Source organism: Streptomyces sp. NPDC015130, from assembly GCF_043080005.1.
Classification (GTDB): Bacteria; Actinomycetota; Actinomycetes; order Streptomycetales; family Streptomycetaceae; genus Streptomyces.
Window position 1 is genome coordinate 121,365 of the sequence record NZ_JBIBVC010000017.1, and the last position, 19,106, is coordinate 140,470.

Consider the following 19,106-nt stretch of genomic DNA (forward strand, 5'->3'; position numbering starts at 1 on the left):
CGGTCGGCAGGTCGCCCGCCGGTCGGCCGGCCGAGCGACCTGTCGACCCGCCCCGCCGGTCAGCGGAGCAGGTCGGCGATCCGCTCGCGCATCGAGGCCATCGTGAAGCCGCGCGGGTCCACCTTCCCCGGCTGCCACTCCCGGTGCCCGATGACCGAGCGCTGGGTCCAGCCGTGCGCCCGGCACACGGCGGCGGCCGCCTTCGCGATGGCCTCCAGCTGGACCTTCGGCCACGGGTCGACGCCGTCGCCGAGGTTCTCGCACTCGAAGCCGTAGAAGTGCCGGTTGCCGTCCGTCGTGGCCTCGTCGTCCCGCGGCAGGCGCTTCTCGGCGATGACCGCCCTGAGCACCTCGTCGTCGCCGAGGCCCGCGTGGTTGGTGCGGCCGTAGCCGACGAGGTGGACCGTGCCGTCCTTGGCGATCACGCCGTGGCAGAGCGGCCCCGGCAGGGACTCGTAACCGTCTCTGCAGATGCGGACGGTGCCCGCGGTGCCCTTGGTCACGGTGTGGTGGATCATCACGCCGTGCACCGGGCCCCAGGGGCCCTTGTGGTTGCGGTTGTGGGTGGACCAGTCGCCGACCTGGACGACCGCGAGGCCCTCGTCGCGCAGCGCGGCGAGGAACCTGCTCGCGGACATGGGTGAGGCCATGACCGACTCCCTTCAGGGGAACGGGGTGAACTTCCGGAGTACCGGAGTCCGCCACTCCGCGGCTATCCGTTCGGGTGGCGTGCGAGCCGATTCGGACACGGCGCCACGAGGCCTGCTCTGCGCTGCTGTTCGGGGGGAAATCACGTGACATGCCCCGAAGATCGTCGAACAGTCCCACCCGATTGTGTAATGGCGCGGACACGTTCCGTGCTGAAAGGCTCTCTCTCGCAACTCACGCATACGAGAGGGAGTTCCATGTCCGTTGGTTCGGTTGGCGACGAGGTCCGTACGGACCAGGCACCGCAGCAGAGTCTCGGTACCGCCGCCGCGCGGAACCTCGCCACGACCACCAAGTCCGCGCCGCAGATGCAGGAGATCACCTCCCGGTGGCTGCTGCGGATGATGCCGTGGGTGCAGGTGCAGGGTGGTACGTACCGGGTGAACCGCAGGCTCAGCTACTCCGTGGGCGACGGCCGCGTCACCTTCGTCCAGACGGGGCAGAACGTCGCGGTCATCCCCGCCGAGCTCGGCGAACTCCCCGCGCTGCGTGGTTACGAGGACGAGACCGCCCTGGCCGAGCTCGCGTCCCGCTGTGCCCAGCGGGAGTACGCGGCGGGCGACATCATCGCCGCCGTCGGCGCGGCCAACGACCGCGTGCACCTCCTCGCGCACGGCCGTATCGAGCAGGTCGGCGAGGGCCCCTACGGGGACGAGGCCGTCCTCGGCGTGCTCGCCGACGGTGCCTACCTCGGCGAGTCCGCGCTGGTCAGCGCCGACGCCGTCTGGGGCTGGACGGCCCGCGCCGCCACCGCCTGTACGGTCCTGGAGCTCACCCGCGCCGACGTGCTGAACCTGGCGGACCGGGCGCCCTCGCTCGCCGCCCACCTGGAGGCCGTGGCCGCGCTCCCCGACCAGCGCACCAACACCTACGGCGAGGCCGCCATCGACCTCTCCGCAGGCCACATCGGCGAGGCGGTCATCCCGCACACGTACGTCGACTACGACCTCGCGCCGCGCGAGTACGAGCTGAGCGTCGCCCAGACCGTCCTGAAGGTCCACAGCCGCGTCGCCGACCTCTACAACCAGCCGATGAACCAGACCGAGCAGCAGTTGCGGCTGACGGTCGAGGCGCTCCGCGAGCGCCAGGAGCACGAGCTCATCAACAACAAGCAGTTCGGCCTCCTCGCCAACTGCGACTACGGGCAGCGGATCCAGCCCCACGACGGCGCCCCCAGCCCCGACGACATGGACGAGCTGCTCTCCCGCCGCCGGGGGTCGAAGCTCTTCCTCGCCCACCCGCGCGCCATCGCCGCCTTCGGCCGCGAGCTCAACAAGCGCGGCCTCGTGCCCGAGACGATCGAGGTCAACGGCAACCGCATCCCGACCTGGCGCGGTGTGCCGATCTTCCCGTGCAACAAGATCCCGGTCTCGGACGCCCGGACCACCTCGATCATCTGCATGCGTACGGGCGAGGCCGACCAGGGTGTGATCGGTCTGCACCAGACCGGCCTGCCCGACGAGATCGAGCCCAGCCTCTCGGTCCGCTTCATGGGCATCGACGAGCAGGCGATCATCTCCTACCTCGTCACGGCCTACTACTCGGCCGCCATCCTCGTCCCGGACGCGCTCGGCATCCTGGAGAACGTCGAGGTCAGCCGCTGGCGTTGAGCCGCCGGCGCCCGGGGGCGGGGACCGAACCTCCCGCCCCCGGGTGTCTCCCGGCCCGCGTCGCGAAGGACATGAAGGAAGTGACCGTGACCACGACCAGCCCGGACGCCGTCGCCGAGGGTCAGGGAGCAGTGCTGCTCCTGGACCAGACGCGGGCCGCCGTCCATCCCCAACTCCGCTCCACCGTCGAGTCCCTGCCGGGCTCCATACGGCGGGTGGCGATGTACCACTTCGGCTGGGAGCACGCCGACGGCACCCCGGCCGCCGGACAGGCGGGCAAGGCGATCAGGCCCGCGCTGGTCCTCGCGGCGGCCCGCGCCCTCGGGGCCGAGTCCGCCCAGGCGGTGAAGGCCGCGGCGGCCGTCGAACTCGCGCACAACTTCACCCTGCTCCACGACGACATCGTGGACGAGGACCCGACCCGGCGGCACCGGCCCACCGCCTGGACCGTCTTCGGCATCCCGGACGCCCTCATAGCGGGTGACGCGATGAACGCGCTCGCGCTCCGGCTGCTCGCCGAGGACCCGCATCCCGCCTCGCCGGCCGCCGCGGCGCGCCTCGCCGCCTGCGTCATCGAGCTCTGCGCGGGCCAGCAGGCGGACTGCGCCTTCGAGCAGCGCGGCCCCCGCGACGTCTCGCTCGACGAGTGCCTGGCCATGGCCACCGCCAAGACCGGGGCCCTCCTCGGCGCCTCCTGCGCCATCGGCGCGCTCTACGCGGGCGCGGGCGAGGAGGAGGTCGCGGCGATGGACTCCTTCGGCCGCGAGGCCGGACTCGCGTTCCAGCTGATCGACGACCTCATCGGGATCTGGGGCGACCCGGACCGTACGGGCAAGCCGGCCGGCGCCGACCTCGTCGCCCACAAGAAGTCGCTGCCCGTGGTGGCGGCGCTCGTCTCGGGGACCCCGGCCGGCGAGGAGCTGGCCGAGCTCTACACGCGCCCGGTCCTCGACGCCGCGGCCGTACGGGCGGCGGCGGACGCGGTCGAGCGGGCGGGCGGCCGGGACTGGGCGCAGGCCCAGGCGGCCGAGCGCATGGGCCGCGCCGTCGAGTACCTGGCCCAGGCGGTCCCGGACCTGGCGGCGGCGGGGGACCTGCTCGCCCTCGCGGAGTTCGTCACCCGGCGTACGCGCTGAGGCGTTCGCCGGGGTGTTCCGGGGACGTTCCAGGGGCGTTCCGGGGCGTGGTCACTCCGCCGGGACGATCCGGTTGACCACGGTCTCGACCAGGTCGTCCAGGTCCCGCTCGGCGTGGAGGCCGGGCACGGTGAAGTGGTCGAGCAGCAGCCCGGTGAGGGCGAAGTAGAGCACCCGGACCGTGTCCGCATCCCCGGGCATCCCGGATCCGACGTGCAGCCGGATGTTCAGGTCGAGGTCCGCCCGGAGCACCTGGGTGAACCGGGCCTGGAGCTCGGGACGGCGCGTGGCCTCCAGACGCAGCTCGAAGAGGCCCAGGTAGCAGGTGCGCTCGGCGGCCATGCGTCGGGCGAGCCAGCGCATCAGCTCGACTACGAGGGCGCGGCTGGGCTCCGGGAGCAGCGCGGCGTCGATGGCCCCGGGCTCGGGGGTCAGGCGGACGAAGATCCGGTCGGCGACCTCGGAGAGCACCTGGTCCCGGTCGCTGAAGTAGTTGGACGAGGTGCCCGTGGGGACCCCAGCCCGGGCGTCGACGGCCCGGAAGGTCAGCCCGCGGGCGCCTTCCTCGGCCAGCACCTCGATCGCCGCGTCGAGGAGGGCCGTGCGGCGCTCCGGGTTTCTCGCCATGTCGTGCTCCTTCGGATCTCTGGTGAAGCTTCTCGAAAATAAGCCTTGCGCAACCACTACAGGTGAAGCACTATAGCCGTCGTGGTTGCGATCGCAGCCGCGCTCCGAAGTGGAAGAGGACCGGTTTGCGCAAGCTCACGTACTTCATCGCCTGCACCATCGACGGCTTCATCGGTGACCCCAAGGGCGATGCCGGCTCCATGTACCAGTTCGTGGACGCGGAGTTCCTGGAGTTCCTGACCGGCGAGTACCCGGAGACCGTCTCGGCGCAGGGCCGGGAGGCGCTCGGGATCGATGCCGAGAACAAGCGGTTCGACACCGTCATCCAGGGCAGGGGCTCGTACCAGATCGCCCTGGACGTCGCCCTCACGAGCCCGTACGGCCACCTGCGGGAGATCGTCGCCAGCCGCTCGCTGAGCGAGTCGCCCGACCCCAACGTCGAGCTGATCGCCGACGACCTGGTCGCCCGCGTCCGCGAGCTCAAGGCCGAGGACAGCCCGCTGGACATCTGGCTCTGCGGTGGCTCGGCGATCGCCGGCGAGCTCATCGACGAGATCGACGAGCTCGTCATCAAGACGTACCCGCAGGTCTACGGCTCCGGCATGCCCATGTTCGGCGCCGGCTTCGAGCCGCGCGACTTCGAGCTGGACGACCTGCGCGTCTTCGGCAACGGCGCGTTCGTCCGTACGTACACCAGGAAGCGGTGACGGCGAGGAGCGGGCCCGCGCGAGGCGTCCTACCCTGGAGACATGCGTGAAGAGGTACCTCGCACGACGCGGGACCCCTTGGCCGAGACCAAGTGCCCGGCCTGCGGCCTTCCGCGCGACAAGCTGGCCACCCGGCACAAGGTCCTCGGGGCCTGGGTCCCGGAGTGGGAGGTGCAGCCGTGCCGCAACCCGGACTGCTCGCTGTACGAGGGCGCGGAGGCGCGCGCCGACGGCGGTCCGGACCTCGGCGCGGATGCCACCGGCACGCAGGTGACCGGCAAGAACGGCGAGATCGGGAGAAGTCCGGCCACCGGGTGACCGGCCGCGCGCCGGAGCCGGTCATACCGCTACAGTCCGCGCATGTCATCGGAGTCGACAGAAGTCTGGACCGGCTGGTACCGGGACCGCAGCGGCGCGGAAGCGATCGTCATCACGGCCACCGGGCGGCACGTCGCCACCCGGATCAGGGGGGTCGAGTACACGGGCGCGAGCTTCGCCGCGCTCAGCGCCGCCGAGAGCGGCGGGCAGGCCCTCGGCGGCTGCGTCCTGGAGTGGGACCTGCCGCTCCCCGTCGTCCTGGACGGCGTGACCCAGCAGGCCACACTGAGCTGTCTGCTGACGCTCGGTGAGCGCGCGGACCTCAGTCTGACGCTCCACTACGGTGGCGCCGCGTTCGAAGCATGCGTCGCCGGAGGTGACTTCGACGGGGCGCTCGACCGGGTCCGGCGCCAGCTTCCGCCCGGCGCCGACTTCGGCCGCCGCCTCCTGCAGGCGGCCTGACACCCCGGGTCCCAAACCCTCCCGAACGCCGGACGGCGGCGCCCCCTCGCGGGGCGCCGCCGTCCTCTTCGTACGGATCCGGAACCGGACGGTTCAGGGTCAGGAGGCCTTGAACGCGGAGGTGAGGCCGTACCGCCACAGCTGGTCGACGCGGGCGCGCTCCTGGGAGTTCGGCGTGGCGTTCTGGCAGGAGGTGCCGGGGCCGCCGCCCGACATCAGCTCGCTGCACGGGCCGCTGTAGTGGTCCGGCAGGCCGAGGACGTGCCCCGTCTCGTGGGCGGTCACGCGGGTGGAGTTGTACTGCTGGTTCTGGCGGTAGTCGAGGAAGATGTAGCCGCTGCCGTGGCCGTCGGTGCTCGCGTACGACCCGCGCGAGTCGTTGCCCTCGTAGTACCGGAAGTCGGGGTTGCTGCCCTCGACGAGCCGGACGTTCACCACCGAGCTGTTCCATATCTGGGTGGAGCGGGCGATCTGGGTGCGGAAGCTCGGCGCGTTGGCGGCGCTGTAGACGACGGTGACGGCGGCCGCGGCCGGGTTGGCGGCCCGCTTCTTCGCCACGGACTTCACGACGGCGTCGAAGAACGCCTTGTTGGCCTTGGCCTCCTCCGCCGAACCGGCGTACGCGGCGCCGACCGCGCCGGCGGTCACGGCCCTGTCGGTGTCGGCGGCCACCGCGGGAGCGGCACCGAGCGAGGCGGCGAGACCGAGGCCGAGGGCGGCGGTCAGTACGGAGTTGAGGACCTTGGGGTGACGCATGGGGGGCTCCTCCTGTAGGGGGTCGGGGAGAGTCTCGGGGAACCCGGGGCGCATGGGGATGATGTCAACTGGTGATAGCCCGCCCACATCCCCCGAGTGGGAGCATCCAACTACCTTGAAAACAAAGGTATTTGAGGTGTTCCGGCTGTCTGGTGCGACACAGGTCGCCGCCCTACCCTCGGGGCATGGAGCTGGAGGTGAGGCATCTGCGGGCGCTCTGCGCCATCGCGGACGCGGGCAGCCTGCACAAGGCGGCGCGACAACTGGGCATGAGTCAGCCCTCGTTGACCACCCAGCTGCGTCGCATCGAGAACTCCCTGGGCGCCGAGCTCTTCTCGCGCGGCCGCCACGGCTGCCTGCCCACCGAGCTCGGCCGCTCCGTGCTCAGCCGGGCCCGCCCCCTCGTCGCCGACATGGCCGCGCTCGTCACCGAGACCCGGGCCGCCGTCGCCCGCACCGAGGGCCCCGGACTCCGCGTCGGCTCCACCGCCAGCCGGGCGCTCCCCGGCTGGCTGCGCCGGCTCCGCGAACGCCTGCCCGGCACCGACGTCGGCCTCCGCGTGGACGTCTCCGCCAACACGCTGCTGAGCACGGTCGCCGAGGGCCGGCTCGACGTCGCCTTCGTCCACGAGGTCGAGGGCTGCCCCCTACGGGTGCCCGAGGGCCTCCAGCGGCGCGTCCTGGTCGCCCGCGAACCGCAGTTCGTCTCCCTGGCCCGCGACCACCCCGCCGCCGCGAGCCCCGTCGTCGACCTCGCCGACCTCGCCCGGGACCACTGGATGGTCGACCCGACCGTGGACGGCGAATGGGACGGCCTCCGACGGGTCCTCGGAGCGGCCGGCATCGACCCGCCGCTGCTCCACGGCGACTACCACACGGCCGCGTCCCTCATCGTCCTCGGCGAGGCCGTCGCCCCCTGCCAGCCGACCTCCGTCCCCCGCGAGGACATGGCGATCCGGCCCCTGCGCGGCGACCCGCTGGCGGTCCGGCTCCTGCTGTACGCACGCCCGGGGACGGCCCTGGACGCCCTGTACGCGGACCTGTCCGCCGCCTACCGCGAAGCGGCCCTGCGCGCCGCCCCGTACCGCGAGTGGCTGCGGCGCCAGGGCGCGGCGGCGGGACTGTCGGTGGGGCCGTGCATGATGGCCGTATGAGCGATCGTGACAGCGGGGGCGGAAGGACCGTGGTGCGCCACGCCCGCGTCGAGGACCTGGGGCGGGTCGTCGAACTCGTCGCCGAGCACGCCGCGTACGAGAAGGCCGCACCCCCGGCCCCGGGCCTCGCGACCCGCCTGGCAGGCCTGCTCTTCGGCGACCGGGGGAGAGCCGGCGAGCCGCCCGCCCCCGCCGGCACCGACACGCCCCGCCTCCGCTGCCTGGTCGCCGAGCTCCCGGACGGCGGCCTCGCGGGCTACGCCACCTGCGCTCCCGAACTCTCCACGTGGGACGGCGTCGCCTACCTCCACATGGACTGCCTCTACCTCACGTCCACGGCCCGCGGCCACGGCCTCGGCCCCCTCCTGATGGAAGCCGTCCGAGCGGAGGCCCGTGCCCTGGGCCTGACGGAGATCCAGTGGCAGACCCCCGCGTGGAACGAGGGCGCGATCCGCTTCTACGACCGCCTGGGCGCAACCTCCAAGGAGAAGCGCCGCTACACCCTGTCGGTGGATTCGGCATAGGGGTCTCTTCCTGATCTTGCCGGGCTCGTCCGAGGACAGGCCCTAGGATGCCGCTCATGCCAGGGGAGCAGGACGAGCTGGTCGTGGGTCGGTACCGCTTCGTCAGGGCCATCGGAAATGGTGGCATGGGGAAGGTCTGGCTGGCTCGTGACGAGAAGCTGGGGCGCGATGTCGCCCTCAAGAGAGTCGTGTTCGCGGATGACGGCGAGACGAGCCGCGACATCCAGCGGAGACGCTTCATCCACGAGGCCAAGGCGCTGGCCAAGCTGGGCCATGCCGGGATCGTCGGCGTCCACGACGTCCTGGACGATCTCGAACCGCCCGTCATGGTCATGGAGTACGTCGCGGGCCCCTCACTCCAGCAGCTGTTGCGGGACCAGGGGGCGATGTCCGTCCGGGAGACCGCCAAGATCGGGCTCGCGATCCTGGACGCGCTGACCGAGGTGCACGGCAAGGACATCGTTCACCGGGACCTCAAGCCCGCCAACATCGTCTTGTCCGGTTCGCGGGTGGTGGTCGTCGACTTCGGCATCGCCCTCGTCCAGGGCGCCACACAGCTGACCAGGGGCGACAGCGGGCCGGGGTCGTGGAGCTACACGGCCCCGGAGCGTCTGCGCGGGCACCGGGGCGATGCGGCGTCCGACCTGTGGTCGCTCGGGGTGACCCTGTACGAGCTCGTGGAGGGACGGCGCCCGTTCACGGGACGAATCGACGCCGCGGTCATCCACGCGATCTGCACCGAGGATCCGTGGCCGACCGAGCGGGCCGGCGAACTGGCCCCCGTCCTGGCAGGACTGCTCACCCGCGAGCCGGAAGCACGGCTGACCGCCGAGGCGTTGCGGGAAGCCCTCGCGGAGCTCGTCGAAAGGCCGCGGAACGCCTCGCACCCGGCCCCCGCGCCCGCCCTCACGGCTGCCGCCCTCGCGGCGCTGCCCACGGTCACGGCCGCCCCCGACGCCCGGGTCGCGGTCCCGCCGAAGCCCCGCGAACGGACCGTCCTGGACGTGCCGGCCCAAGGTGCTGCCGGGATCGGGGACGAGGAGCCCGTCCTCGACGAGGAGCCCGTCCTCGCCGTCCCCGCCCTCAGCGCCTACGCCCTCGGCGAGCTGCCGGTCGAACGGCTGGCGCCCGCCCTGACCGACCGTTGGGAGAGCGGTGACAGGAAGGACGTCCACGCCGCGCTCAAGCGCGTCGGACGAGCCCGGCCTCCGTCGGAGCTGCTGGACCTGGCACACGCCCTGCGGTCCGGCAGGTACCCGTTCCTGGCAGACAACCTGATGCGGTACGCGGGCCGTCTCCAGCGACCCGCCTCCCTCGTCAAGCTGATCACCCTGCTGCGCTATGCGGAGCGCGACCGCGATGCCGACGAGGCCCTCGTGGCGGCCGGGAAGGGCCGGCGCCGGACGGATCTGGAGGACATCGAGGAAGCTCTGCGGGCCAGGACCGGACACGTACAGGGCCGAGCGGCGACCTGGATCGACATCGACGTCACGCGGATGAGGGACGCGGCCGCCGAACGCCCCGGTCCGGGTGCCCGCGGCCCTCTCTCGCCGCCTCGGAACCGCCCCGACCCCCAGCAGCCCTTCGTTCCGTTCTGGTTCGCGGTACCCGAGGAGCGGCAACTGGTCCCGGAAGACCTGACCCCGAGGGTCCTCACCCGGCTGACCCCGGGGACCTGGTACCTGGCCGTGGGCTGGTACGAGGGAAACACCGCGACCGCGATGATCGCCCAGACCCAGGACGGCACGCGCGGCCTCGTCTGGAACACCGAGGGAATTCACCGGGGTTAGGGCGTGTTGCGAAAGTCCCGCCTGCCCGACGGCGCCTGGCACGCACGCTCGCCGCGTTGTCGGGATCACCCCGATACATCCAGTATCGGGGCGACCCTCCGCCGTGCGATCGCACGCACCAGACGCCGTCGGGCCCGCCCTTCGGGCGGCCGGCGCTACTTTCGCAACACGCCCTAGGCGCCCGAAAGACAGCGCCCGGGCCGTCGCGGCGCCACGCGCGGCGGCCTGCGGACCCGGCTGCGGGCCGTGAGGTCGGGTGGACGGGGTCCCGCCGCCGCCCCATCCACCGCAACGCCCTCTCCGCTGTCATGACCGCGGCGGCGGCCAGGGGCCGGTGAGCAGTCGCTCCGCCTCCTCCACGACGGCCCGCGCCCGCAGTTCCCGCTGCTCGCGGGGGAGCGCCGTCCAGTCGTTGTAGGCGTCGGTTCTGTCGACCAGCGGCTTCAGCGAGTGTGGCCGGGCGAGTGCGGTCCAGCCCTCGTACGTGATCAGGTCGCCGCCGGCGCCCGGAGCCAGGCTGCCGTTCAGGACGAGCCGGAGCCACCAGCGGACGAGCTCCCAGCGGGCCGCTTCCTCGGGGAGGTCCGGGATCAGCCGGAGTTCGGCCAGCACGTCCTCGAACAGGGCCTCGGCCTGCCGGTGTTCGGCGCGGGAGAGGCCGGCGAGGAGCGGGAGGGACTCCGCCTCGACATCGAGCACCAGGGCCGCGAGCCCGGCCTCGATGAGCTGCTCGGGGCGGTGGGGCCGGCCGATCATCCGCTCCAGGGCCAGCATGCGCAGACACTCGACGGCCTCCGGCGCGGTCACGGCGTACGGCGTGAACGGGGTGGGCGCGGTGACGTCGATGCCGGGCCCGCCGTCGACGAAGTACGACCAGAAGTCCACGCCCAGACGTGCGGACGCGCCGCTCGCCTGGCCGAGGAACTCGTGGCGGAGGTAGCCGGCCAGGTCGTCGCCGTAGACGATGATGTCGGTCTGCATCACGGACAGCACGGGGTGCCCGTGCTGTCCCGCCACGCCGGGCAGGTAGCGGTGCCCGTAGACCGGCACCAGCGGCGGCACGGTGGCCAGCTCGGCCCCTGCGAGCCGCAGCGCGTCGGACGTCTCCGCGGGCCGCAGCGGCCACGAGGGGTGCCAGAACCTGGCGTGCTCGACGTCGAAGAGCACGCCCTCCACGGGCCAGGCGAGCCGCCCGGCCAGGTCCTCGGGATCGCCGCCCCGCCAGTCGGGCCACCGCGGCGAACCGAGCGGGAGGCCGGCGGCGAGGAACACCCGGTGATCCGCCGAGAACCGGAACCCGAACCGCGCCTCGACCGCATCCAGTTCCCCCTCCGTGAGCCCCGGCCCGATCTCGGCCCGGAGCATCCCCTGCAGACGTCGGGCGGCTTCCGGGGTCAGGGGCGACGGCGACGACGGGTCGATCATGCCCGTCAGCGTACTGAGGGACCCGCAAGAACCACGGGGCCCCCACAACGCAGACCGCACCCGTCCCACCGGGCCGCCGCGCAGGGCGGCCGGTGGAAAGGATGCGGTCGGAGGGAGCGACGAAGGTCAGGCCTTCTTCGTCTCCCAGAAGATGCGGTCGATCTGTCGGGCGACTTCCCCGGCGTGATCGCGACCTGGGCTTATGCCGCTGACCTGGCCTTTCCTGGTGTCGCTATCTAGCAGTATCTAGCAGGAGTTAGCAGAGCGGCGTAACTACTCTCCATGATCATCTCCCACGGAATCTCCCACCCCTCCCAGGGGCGGGAGTGGGCAAGGGAAAGACCGCCCGCCCGCCGGGGGTGCTCGGCGAACGGGCGGCCGTTTGTGGCGCCCCGTATCATGATCCAAAAAAGCGTCACTGCTGACGCTGACATGGGATCACGCAGGTCACAGCGTTGTCGAGTGCCTCACGAACAACCTCCCTGGGTCCACGAACGCCGCCGCACGTTGGGGCGCCGCATCCGCGACCAGCGGATACACCGAGGCCACACCCAGGAAGCTCTCGTGGAGATGACCGATATCGACCGGCGAACACTCCAGCGCATCGAGGCCGGCGAGAGCGACCCCCGGTACGGAGACCTCCTCCGCATCGCCGAAGCCCTCGGCCTCGACGTAGCGGACCTTGTGCGGTAGCCCCGGCCGGACGCGGGGGACGGATTCGGCCGGGGCGGTTAGACCTGCCCGCCCGTGGTCCGCCGAGAACACGGACGAGCAGGAGATCAGGGGCGGGGACTCCAGTACGGCGCGAGGCGGCGCTGGAGCGGGCTTGTCCGCCAGTCGTCCATGGTCCTCGCACGAGACATACGCGGCCCGCATTCCGCCTCGTTGGCATGCCAGTACGCGGAGGCGTGGGCACCCGAGGCGGCGTCATCGTCGATGGCGCGCGCCTGGCCGATGATCGTATTCCCGCAGTACTCGCACCTCTTCATCGTCTGGCCTTCCTGTGGCAGGGGCAGTCGCAGCGTTCTGCGGGGAGTACGAGATCGCCGTAGCTGGTGCGGACCTCGCCGATCTTGCACCAGGAGTGCTCGCCGAACTGGCACGCAGGCCGTACCGCCGGCTCCAACGAGGTGGCCGTCACCGCGCGGCCTTGGGCGTCGGCTCGTCGGTGAAGCTGTACAAGGTGGGCACGCCCCGCGAGGCCGCGCACTTTCGGTGGGCGTAGATGTGAGCGCCGCCAGCCTCGTTGCGCAGGGTGCGGACGCAAGCGTCGGCATCGGGTTCGGGGCAGTAGGTGCAGGCGCGTGACCTGCGGGGTCGGGTCGTCATCACGCACCCCCGGTTCGTCGGGTGATCAGGAACATCACCATCGTGACGAGCCGGAAGGCCCGGAACTCTTTCAGATGAGAGAGAGTTCCGAGCCCTACATGCCCACCCAGGCGGCCATGCTGCCCAGGGATTCCGGTGTCCGGCGGGTCAGGTGGACCAGGCCGCGGATCGTCTCGCGGGCGCCGGGGTGGTAGCGGGTCTGCTCGGGTGCCGCGCGTCGGGCCGCGACGAGGCTCTTCAACGCGGCGTCCGCCTTGCCGAGCTCCATCTCGGAGCGGGCCCGGTCGATGAGGAAGTGCGCCCGGCGAGAGGTGGCCATGGCAGCCGGAGGCTTGATCGCCTTCGCTTGCTTCAGCGCCTCGTCAAAGCGCCGCATCTCCACCGCGGCGGACATCCGGTGCATGGCCACGTTCGTCGGGCCGAACGACAGCCAGTGCACGTCCGAGGCGTCCCCCACCCGGTCCGCGTAGCTGGTCGCCTCGGCGATGTGCGTGTCGACCGCGGCCTTGTCGTCCGCCCGGGCGGCGATGACCGATGCGCCGAGGTGCAGTTGCCCGGCGACCGCCAGCGACTCGCGGGATTCGTCGGCCTGGCGGAGGATGCCGTGCCCGGAGCCGATGAGCCGGCGGCCGATCGAGTACTCGCCCTCGCGGAAGTAGACGAGCGCGCGCATGTACTGGCGGACAGCGGCGAGGCACGGGTCCGAGGCGCGCCGGGCAGCCCAGTCCATGCGGTCGAGGGCCACGGCGGACAGGTCGTAGTAGCCGAGCTTCACCGAGATGTCGTGCGCGGTGCGGTACGTCGAGGCGAGGGCCTGCCACAGGGCGGTCGCCGGGTTCCTCCACGCGAGCGTGGTCAGCTCCGTGATGACGTCGGGGAGCGCAGACGCAGCGGCATGAAGGTGGGCGGCGCGGACCTGTCCACACAGCACAGTGGCGGCCGCGATGAGGTCGCCTGCCGGCCGGGTGGTGACGGCCGGGTCAGGGCCGAGGTCGTACAGGTCGAGGGCCTCGCGGATCGGACGGACAAGGTCGGCGAGGCGGTCTTGATGGAGCTGGGTCACGTAGGGCTGTCCCGTCAGGACGGTGACGTCGACCCGGAGGGCGCGCGCAACAGCGGCGGTGAAGTCGGCGGAGGCTGGGCGGGCGCCGCACTCGACCTGGGTAAGCCAGCTGTAGGAGTACGGGATCCGATCGGCCAGCTCGCGCTGATTCAGCCGAGCCAGGCGCCGCTGCTCCTTGATGCGCGTTCCGGTGTGGTCGTCGTCGGGGGAGGGCATACTGGTCTCCGTTCCTGACTCGTCATCTGGAACGGTACCCGCGCCAGTGCGCGGGTGTGCCTCTTCCGCCCCCGACTCCACCCGGATCGGGGGCGGTTGCATGTGATCGGATGGGCACATGAGCACTCGGACTCTCTACCTGTTCAGCTCGGCCGCCCCGCCAGTCTTCGACATCGCCCACGTCATCGAGGACGCGCAGGCAGACGGCTGGGACGTCTGCCTCGGGCTCACTCCCGCCGCCGCCCGTTGGCTCCAGGACTCCCTCGACGGCCTCGCCGCGCTCACGGGGCGCCCGGTCCGGTGGGACTACAAGCTGCCCGGCGAGCCAGACGTCTGGCCGAAGGCGGACGCCATCCTCGTCGCGCCGGCCACCTTCAACACCGTGAACGCATGGGCCCTCGGGCTGACAGACAAGTTCGTGGTGGGCGTCGTGGCGGAGGGCATCGGAAAGCGGATCCCGATGGCGGTCATGCCGTGCGTGAACGCGGCCTACGTGCAGCACCCCCAGTTCGAGCGATCGATGGACACGCTCCGGGGCGCCGGGGTGACGGTGCTGTACGGCGAGGGAGGGTTCGTGCCCAACCAGCCTGGCCAGGGGAACCCCGCCGCATATCCGTGGCGGCTGGCACTGGACGCGGTGCGCGACCTGCCGCAGACAGACTGACCCCAGACACGACGAAGCCGCCCCCTCCGCCCGAAGGCAGAGGGGGCGTGGCGGTTCAGCGGGCGGCGCGTTCGTACAGCGTCAGGCCGAGCGCGGCGAGGCTGACGAGGGTTGCGACGGAGGCGATCGGCCACCGGCTCTTCTCCAGCGTGTCGAGGCGGGCGTCATGGTCGGCCAGCTGCTTGTCCGTCTGGTCGCTGCGCTGGACGAGCAGCGCGAGCTGACCGTCCACCCTGGCGAACCCGGTCTCGACGGTGCCCCGCAGACGCTCCAGCTCCAAGACCACCTGCCCCGACTCGGTCGGCGTCATCCTCGCGCCGCCGGGTCGTCGGTGCGGAGCCAGCGCGGCAGCAGCGCCTGGACGGCGGGAAGGGCCATGACCCGGGCGAAGCCGCCCGCTACCGCCAGGGCACCGGCGACCCAGGGCAGGGCCTCGGGAACCCCAGACGCCGCAACGACGGCGGGGAGGACGACGGCGATGCCGACGGCGGACTGGAGGATGGTGCGCGCGGTGCGCTTCGAGGCATCAGACATGGGGTGCTCCGTTCAGTTGGCGAGGCGGGCGGCGAGGGAGTCGCCGAGCTTGTCCACGAGGGTGTCGATCTGGGCCGGGGTGAGGCCGGCGCTCTTGAAACTGCGGACGGTCGCGTCGATGTCCTTGACGACCTGGTGCATGTCGCGCGGGTCGCCCTTCCCCTTGTACGTCCACGGCTTCTGGGCGAGGGCGGCCTCGATCCGTTTCACGGCGGCCGCGGTGTCGGTGAGCAGCTTCCGCTCCTCGGGGGTCATGTCGTCCTCCTGCTCAGGGGGTGTGAAGGGGCCGGCCGCGCGGCCGACGATGCCGGGGAACACGAGCTCCTTGAACTGCTTCACGCGGGCGTCGCCAGGACACGACGTGCCGGAGACGGCCCATGCGGAGTGGAGCCGGTGGTAGCCGAATCCCGGGTCGTCGTGGGTTCGGCAGATCCGCAGCGGGATGCCGTGCCGCTGGTGCAGCCACACGCCGAGCTTGATCAGTTCCTCGACCTGCGCCGCTGTCCATGGGTCGCTGCCCTGCAGATTGGACGCGGTCTCGATGCTCACGGCGCCGGTCCCGTCCGGCCTGCGGTTCGCCTGGTAGTTGGCGTCCGCGCGGGTCTCCGTGCCGATGAACTGGCCGAGGTCGCCCTCGTACCCGAGACCGAAGTGGCTTTCGAGGTTGGTGCTGTCGCGCCAGTACTCGTAGGTCCGCTTCGCCGTCCACGGCGCGATGATGCTGTGCACGATGAACTGCGTCGGACGGATGGCCGGCTGGTCATCCGACTCCGGCTGCAGCTCATACCGGGTCGCCCCGGGATACCAGGCCATGAGGCCTCCAGACATGCAGAAGCCCCGGCCAGGCGGCTCGGGGCGTACGGGGGCGGGGCTGGGTCAGATGGGGGCGTCGATGTGCAGTCCGTCGAGCAGGACGCCGTTGGTGTTGTTCCCGGCGGCCGTAGGGACGCCGAACTGGAGGAGGCCGCCGCTGGAGATCGTGGTGCGGACGCCGTAGAACCCGGTCGTCCCGCCGGCGAGCTGCCAGCCGTGCTCGAACGTCGGCCGGTAGCCGACGGCGAACGTGAACGCGGTCGTGTTGACGTTGGCGACGATCGTGCCGGCCACCACGGAGATCCTGCCCTTGTACTCCCAGCGCTCCTGACCGAGGAAGCGGATCTTGCGCATCATGGGCGTGAGAGTCGCCGCGCTGAATCCACCGGCGAAGGCACCGATCGAGGTGAGCGGCGTCCATTCCATGATCTCTTCGACCAATCTGGAGTTGAGCTTTCCGGCGGTGGCTGTCTCGCCAGCCTGAAAGGGGACGTAGACCACCATGAGGCCTCCTACAGGGCGAGGGTGAGGGGCTGGGCCAGGCGCACGGGCGCGCCGGCGGTGTGGGACTTGCTGATGCCGTTGATCGAGCGGACGACGGTGGCGGCCTGGGTGAGTCCGGTGCCGGTGATGCCCGTGACGCGGATCTGCTCGCCGCCGACGAGGACGTCGACGGGGAACTCGCTCGGGTGCGTGGCCGTGGTGAGCCAGTTCGGCCCGGGGGACGACACGAACGACAGGGCCGTCGCTGTGGTGGACACGCTGGCGCCGAGGGTGGTGCCGTCGGTGTCCGGGCGGCCGCGGGCCGGGTCGTCGAGGACGCCGACGGTCCAGGCCGAGGCCGGGGTGCAGTTGAGCACCATGTCCCAGGTGTAGAGGTCGAGTTGCTCGCTCCAGCCCTGGACGATGAGGTCGATGGGGCCGGGCGGGAGCCAGTCGGGCGGGTTGGTGATCCGGATGAGGTCGCCGATCTCCAGCCGCAGCGCGTCGGGGATCAGGTGGGGTGCGGCGTGGAGCATCAGCCGGACGGTGGGGTATCGGGCCTCGTCCTGTGTGCCGAGGTGTAGGCGCCATCCGGCAATCTGTTGGGGCTGGGAGTCGCTGGCCAGGTTCAGCGTGAGGGAGTCGTCGTAGACGCCGACGCCGTCGGGCGGGGCCTGGGTGGACATGGGGCCGGTGTCGAGGGTGACCCGGGCGGAGGAGCCGCCCTCGCGGGTGACCGTGATGTCGTTCCTGGTCCGCTGGTCGTCCTCGACGGGCTCCAGCGGGGGGCCGATCTCGCCGTCGATGGTGTAGTCGAGGGTGAGCCGCGGTGTCTGGTTGTAGAGGGAGGTCCGGTCGCGGTAGACGAGGCTGCTGTCGGCGCGCGACTCGTAGAGGATGCCGCCGTCGGCGTCGGCCGCGTCCTGGAGGAGCGTGAGCAGCTCGGCCGGCCGCTGTGCCCCGAGGGCCTCGGAGGGGGCGGTGGGGTCTCCGTCGACGACGGCGAGCTGCACCGTGCGCGACTCCTCGGCGGCCAGCCGCGAGACGCGGTTGGAGGCTGTCTCTCCGAAGAACCCATGGTCGGCCGAGTCGTACGCGCTGTTGGCGGCGTCGGCCGCCCACACTGTGATGTGGCCGACCCGCAGGTCGGGCAGCCCGGGCCCGATCGAGGTGTCGACCTGGGTGACGGTGCCCAGGGTTCCGGCGACGGAGCCGGAGACGGGGATGGTGATGCCGTTGACCTTGGTCCAGCGGATCTCGTACGCGATGTTCCCGCCGACCTGCTCGGCCTTGAACTGGAGCCGCCACCATCCGGACAGGTACGTCGCGTCGGTGAGGATGGCCGAGTCGAGGAGAAGGGTGCCGGTGGCGTCGTACCCGAGGATGTGGGTGCCGGTGGCGCCCATGGTGATACGCCACCGCCGGATGGTGCCGCTGGTCGTCCAGGAGAGCATTTCCTGCTCGGCTACCGGCGCCGCCCCGTCGACCCGGTAGGGCATGCACAGGGCCCAGACAGTGGAGGGCGACGTCGGGGCGGGGACGCGTCCGCGCATGGTGCCGCCGGGCGCGATCACGGGGAGCGGCGAGGAGCCGCCGAGGGTGTCGTCCTGGGCGAAGTCGAAGCCCGTGACGGCGAGCGGGCTGCCGCCGGTGAGCGGCGAGTAGGCCTGGCTGGCGCCCTGGCTGTCCTCGCACGGCCAGTACGCCAGCGGATTGAAGGAGGGCAAGCGTCGGCGCAGCGCGGAGTCGAGGGCCTTGCGGCCCTGGCCGAGGCGGCGCAGCGTCCCCGCAGCCTCGACCGGCACCCACACGTCCTTGCCGGAGACGTCCCAGCGCGGCGCCCAGGAGGCCGCCTCGCCGTGGAACCGGTAGACGCGGTTGTCCACCCGCGCGCTGCCTGTGAGCGTCCAGGGGCGCCCGGCCGAATCGGAGAACGCGGTCGTCCCCACGGCCAGGGCCCGGAAGTCGGGGGCGGCGACGAGGCTGCCGCCGATGCCGTTGCGGACCTCGAAGCGGTAGCCGTTGCCGACGAACGGCTTGCGCGGCGGGCCGGTCTCCGGCGCTTCCGGCGCGATCGTGAGAGCGGCGGTCGAGTTGAAGAGGGACGTCGTGCCGGTGCCAGTGATCTGACCCATCTGGGTCCAGGGGCCGGCCAGTGTCGGGGCCCAGTAGAACTGGGCGGTCCAGCCCCCCGCGCCGTTGTTGACGTCGAGGGTGGCCCGTACGGCCGCACGGCGGGGCATGGCGGGCATCTGGAGCAGGGCGGATACCTGGCCCGTGACGGCGCCGTCCGTGGTCCACAGCAGGCCTAGGGTTCGGTTGTAGATGCGCAGGACCCAGGACCGGTTTCCGGGCGCCCCCCACTTCCCGATCAGGGCCTGGTTCTCCAGGGTGTTGTGCCAGGCGACGGCGACCTCGGCGCGGACGTCGAGGTCGCCGGTGATGTCGAGCGAGGCGTGGTCGGGGGTGGTGGCGTAGCCGGTGACCGAGCCGTCCAGTTCGAGGTAGGACTCGGTCCCGGGCACGGAGACGCGGACGGGTGTGTTGCGGCCCAGGAGCCCGTAGTACGGGCTCCTGGGGTTGCGCGAGGAGAAGGCCCCGGTCCGGTTGTCCAGCTCCATGGCCAGCTTGCCGGGGTTGGTGTGGCTGGCCTCCTCCGAGCGGCCGCACTCGATGGCGATCGGGGCGCGGGTGTAGACGCTCTGCGAGAGCGTCGTCCAGGTGCCGCCGATCTGGAGCTCGGTGCGGACGTCGAGCGGATCCTGCGGGAACGCCACGGGGGCCTCC

General features: G+C 71.7%; 20 protein-coding genes. 10 read left to right on the plus strand and 10 right to left on the minus strand.

What is annotated here, in order from left to right; all coding sequences use genetic code 11:
• Positions 1-59 precede the first annotated feature (59 nt).
• Positions 60-650, minus strand: a complete 591-nt coding sequence (locus ACF08F_RS29670) for an N-acetylmuramoyl-L-alanine amidase (protein ID WP_392301589.1) — start codon at positions 648-650, stop codon at positions 60-62.
• Between the two features lie 255 nt (positions 651-905).
• Here ACF08F_RS29670 and ACF08F_RS29675 point away from each other — a divergent pair, with 255 nt between their 5' ends.
• Together ACF08F_RS29675 and ACF08F_RS29680 are read left to right on the plus strand one after the other, a co-directional pair.
• Complete coding sequence (locus ACF08F_RS29675) at positions 906-2,318, plus strand: family 2B encapsulin nanocompartment shell protein (RefSeq protein ID WP_392301590.1); 1,413 nt, start codon at positions 906-908, stop codon at positions 2,316-2,318.
• Between the two features lie 71 nt (positions 2,319-2,389).
• Complete coding sequence (locus tag ACF08F_RS29680; protein WP_392301591.1) at positions 2,390-3,454, plus strand: family 2 encapsulin nanocompartment cargo protein polyprenyl transferase; 1,065 nt, start codon at positions 2,390-2,392, stop codon at positions 3,452-3,454.
• Positions 3,455-3,505: 51 nt separating this feature from the next.
• On the opposite strand, the gene ACF08F_RS29685 is transcribed toward ACF08F_RS29680, so the two are convergent.
• Positions 3,506-4,081 (minus strand): TetR/AcrR family transcriptional regulator, encoded by a 576-nt coding sequence (locus ACF08F_RS29685; protein WP_392301592.1) that lies wholly within the window; start codon positions 4,079-4,081, stop codon positions 3,506-3,508.
• A 125-nt stretch (positions 4,082-4,206) separates the two neighbouring features.
• On the opposite strand from ACF08F_RS29685, the gene ACF08F_RS29690 reads away from it, so the two are divergent.
• Genes ACF08F_RS29690 through ACF08F_RS29700 form a run of 3 tightly spaced genes read left to right on the plus strand, consistent with a single transcriptional unit; the run spans position 4,207 to position 5,568 of the window.
• Positions 4,207-4,788: a dihydrofolate reductase family protein gene (locus tag ACF08F_RS29690; RefSeq protein WP_392301593.1), complete on the plus strand. Its 582-nt coding sequence runs from the start codon at positions 4,207-4,209 to the stop codon at positions 4,786-4,788.
• A 42-nt stretch (positions 4,789-4,830) separates the two neighbouring features.
• The gene (locus ACF08F_RS29695) at positions 4,831-5,106 is read left to right on the plus strand and encodes a hypothetical protein (RefSeq protein WP_392301594.1); all 276 of its coding nucleotides are present in this window, start codon (positions 4,831-4,833) and stop codon (positions 5,104-5,106) included.
• A 42-nt stretch (positions 5,107-5,148) separates the two neighbouring features.
• The gene (locus tag ACF08F_RS29700; protein ID WP_392301595.1) at positions 5,149-5,568 is read left to right on the plus strand and encodes a DUF6304 family protein; all 420 of its coding nucleotides are present in this window, start codon (positions 5,149-5,151) and stop codon (positions 5,566-5,568) included.
• A 99-nt stretch (positions 5,569-5,667) separates the two neighbouring features.
• On the opposite strand, the gene snpA is transcribed toward ACF08F_RS29700, so the two are convergent.
• Complete coding sequence (gene snpA / locus ACF08F_RS29705; RefSeq protein WP_392301596.1) at positions 5,668-6,324, minus strand: snapalysin; 657 nt, start codon at positions 6,322-6,324, stop codon at positions 5,668-5,670.
• A gap of 185 nt (positions 6,325-6,509) precedes the next feature.
• Here snpA and ACF08F_RS29710 point away from each other — a divergent pair, with 185 nt between their 5' ends.
• The 3 genes from ACF08F_RS29710 to ACF08F_RS29720 are packed head-to-tail and all read left to right on the plus strand — an operon-like array spanning position 6,510 to position 9,792.
• The gene (locus ACF08F_RS29710) at positions 6,510-7,478 is read left to right on the plus strand and encodes a LysR family transcriptional regulator (RefSeq protein ID WP_392301597.1); all 969 of its coding nucleotides are present in this window, start codon (positions 6,510-6,512) and stop codon (positions 7,476-7,478) included.
• Positions 7,475-8,002, plus strand: a complete 528-nt coding sequence (locus ACF08F_RS29715) for a GNAT family N-acetyltransferase (RefSeq protein ID WP_392301598.1) — start codon at positions 7,475-7,477, stop codon at positions 8,000-8,002. Before ACF08F_RS29710 ends, ACF08F_RS29715 begins: the two co-directional genes overlap by 4 nt.
• Before the next feature lie 56 nt (positions 8,003-8,058).
• Positions 8,059-9,792 (plus strand): serine/threonine-protein kinase, encoded by a 1,734-nt coding sequence (locus ACF08F_RS29720; protein WP_392301599.1) that lies wholly within the window; start codon positions 8,059-8,061, stop codon positions 9,790-9,792.
• A 306-nt stretch (positions 9,793-10,098) separates the two neighbouring features.
• Here the strand turns inward: ACF08F_RS29720 and ACF08F_RS29725 are convergent, their stop codons facing one another.
• Entirely contained in the window at positions 10,099-11,217 is a 1,119-nt protein-coding gene (locus ACF08F_RS29725; RefSeq protein WP_392301600.1) for a hypothetical protein, read from the minus strand.
• Positions 11,218-11,649: 432 nt separating this feature from the next.
• Here ACF08F_RS29725 and ACF08F_RS29730 point away from each other — a divergent pair, with 432 nt between their 5' ends.
• Entirely contained in the window at positions 11,650-11,910 is a 261-nt protein-coding gene (locus ACF08F_RS29730; RefSeq protein ID WP_392301687.1) for a helix-turn-helix domain-containing protein, read from the plus strand.
• A gap of 730 nt (positions 11,911-12,640) precedes the next feature.
• Here ACF08F_RS29730 and ACF08F_RS29735 read toward each other — a convergent pair.
• Positions 12,641-13,825, minus strand: a complete 1,185-nt coding sequence (locus ACF08F_RS29735; protein ID WP_392301601.1) for a helix-turn-helix domain-containing protein — start codon at positions 13,823-13,825, stop codon at positions 12,641-12,643.
• Positions 13,826-13,943: 118 nt separating this feature from the next.
• Here ACF08F_RS29735 and ACF08F_RS29740 point away from each other — a divergent pair, with 118 nt between their 5' ends.
• Positions 13,944-14,489, plus strand: coding sequence for a flavoprotein (locus ACF08F_RS29740; protein ID WP_392301602.1), 546 nt, complete (start codon positions 13,944-13,946; stop codon positions 14,487-14,489).
• Between the two features lie 55 nt (positions 14,490-14,544).
• Here ACF08F_RS29740 and ACF08F_RS29745 read toward each other — a convergent pair whose 3' ends face one another.
• The 5 genes from ACF08F_RS29745 to ACF08F_RS29765 all read right to left on the minus strand — a co-directional run bounded on the left by ACF08F_RS29745 (position 14,545) and on the right by ACF08F_RS29765 (position 19,096).
• Entirely contained in the window at positions 14,545-14,799 is a 255-nt protein-coding gene (locus tag ACF08F_RS29745; protein ID WP_392301603.1) for a hypothetical protein, read from the minus strand.
• Positions 14,796-15,023 carry a hypothetical protein gene (locus tag ACF08F_RS29750; RefSeq protein ID WP_392301604.1) on the minus strand — a complete coding sequence of 76 codons (228 nt, stop codon included), beginning with the start codon at positions 15,021-15,023 and terminating at the stop codon, positions 14,796-14,798. Before ACF08F_RS29750 ends, ACF08F_RS29745 begins: the two co-directional genes overlap by 4 nt.
• 12 nt (positions 15,024-15,035) lie before the next feature.
• Positions 15,036-15,836 carry an N-acetylmuramoyl-L-alanine amidase gene (locus tag ACF08F_RS29755; protein ID WP_392301605.1) on the minus strand — a complete coding sequence of 267 codons (801 nt, stop codon included), beginning with the start codon at positions 15,834-15,836 and terminating at the stop codon, positions 15,036-15,038.
• A gap of 63 nt (positions 15,837-15,899) precedes the next feature.
• Positions 15,900-16,340 (minus strand): hypothetical protein, encoded by a 441-nt coding sequence (locus ACF08F_RS29760; RefSeq protein WP_392301606.1) that lies wholly within the window; start codon positions 16,338-16,340, stop codon positions 15,900-15,902.
• Positions 16,341-16,348: 8 nt separating this feature from the next.
• Positions 16,349-19,096 (minus strand): hypothetical protein, encoded by a 2,748-nt coding sequence (locus tag ACF08F_RS29765; protein WP_392301607.1) that lies wholly within the window; start codon positions 19,094-19,096, stop codon positions 16,349-16,351.
• Positions 19,097-19,106 lie beyond the last annotated feature (10 nt).

What these genes read in the sequence shown, in the direction of transcription:
- ACF08F_RS29670 (WP_392301589.1), bottom strand. Translation starts at nt 650, where the DNA reads ATGGCCTCACCCATGTCCGCGAGCAGGTTCCTCGCCGCGCTGCGCGAC.
- ACF08F_RS29675 (WP_392301590.1), top strand. Translation starts at nt 906, where the DNA reads ATGTCCGTTGGTTCGGTTGGCGACGAGGTCCGTACGGACCAGGCACCG.
- ACF08F_RS29680 (WP_392301591.1), top strand. Translation starts at nt 2,390, where the DNA reads ATGAAGGAAGTGACCGTGACCACGACCAGCCCGGACGCCGTCGCCGAG.
- ACF08F_RS29685 (WP_392301592.1), bottom strand. Translation starts at nt 4,081, where the DNA reads ATGGCGAGAAACCCGGAGCGCCGCACGGCCCTCCTCGACGCGGCGATC.
- ACF08F_RS29695 (WP_392301594.1), top strand. Translation starts at nt 4,831, where the DNA reads ATGCGTGAAGAGGTACCTCGCACGACGCGGGACCCCTTGGCCGAGACC.
- ACF08F_RS29700 (WP_392301595.1), top strand. Translation starts at nt 5,149, where the DNA reads ATGTCATCGGAGTCGACAGAAGTCTGGACCGGCTGGTACCGGGACCGC.
- snpA (WP_392301596.1), bottom strand. Translation starts at nt 6,324, where the DNA reads ATGCGTCACCCCAAGGTCCTCAACTCCGTACTGACCGCCGCCCTCGGC.
- ACF08F_RS29710 (WP_392301597.1), top strand. Translation starts at nt 6,510, where the DNA reads ATGGAGCTGGAGGTGAGGCATCTGCGGGCGCTCTGCGCCATCGCGGAC.
- ACF08F_RS29715 (WP_392301598.1), top strand. Translation starts at nt 7,475, where the DNA reads ATGAGCGATCGTGACAGCGGGGGCGGAAGGACCGTGGTGCGCCACGCC.
- ACF08F_RS29720 (WP_392301599.1), top strand. Translation starts at nt 8,059, where the DNA reads ATGCCAGGGGAGCAGGACGAGCTGGTCGTGGGTCGGTACCGCTTCGTC.
- ACF08F_RS29725 (WP_392301600.1), bottom strand. Translation starts at nt 11,217, where the DNA reads ATGATCGACCCGTCGTCGCCGTCGCCCCTGACCCCGGAAGCCGCCCGA.
- ACF08F_RS29730 (WP_392301687.1), top strand. Translation starts at nt 11,650, where the DNA reads ATGGGATCACGCAGGTCACAGCGTTGTCGAGTGCCTCACGAACAACCT.
- ACF08F_RS29735 (WP_392301601.1), bottom strand. Translation starts at nt 13,825, where the DNA reads ATGCCCTCCCCCGACGACGACCACACCGGAACGCGCATCAAGGAGCAG.
- ACF08F_RS29740 (WP_392301602.1), top strand. Translation starts at nt 13,944, where the DNA reads ATGAGCACTCGGACTCTCTACCTGTTCAGCTCGGCCGCCCCGCCAGTC.
- ACF08F_RS29745 (WP_392301603.1), bottom strand. Translation starts at nt 14,799, where the DNA reads ATGACGCCGACCGAGTCGGGGCAGGTGGTCTTGGAGCTGGAGCGTCTG.
- ACF08F_RS29750 (WP_392301604.1), bottom strand. Translation starts at nt 15,023, where the DNA reads ATGTCTGATGCCTCGAAGCGCACCGCGCGCACCATCCTCCAGTCCGCC.
- ACF08F_RS29755 (WP_392301605.1), bottom strand. Translation starts at nt 15,836, where the DNA reads ATGGCCTGGTATCCCGGGGCGACCCGGTATGAGCTGCAGCCGGAGTCG.
- ACF08F_RS29760 (WP_392301606.1), bottom strand. Translation starts at nt 16,340, where the DNA reads ATGGTGGTCTACGTCCCCTTTCAGGCTGGCGAGACAGCCACCGCCGGA.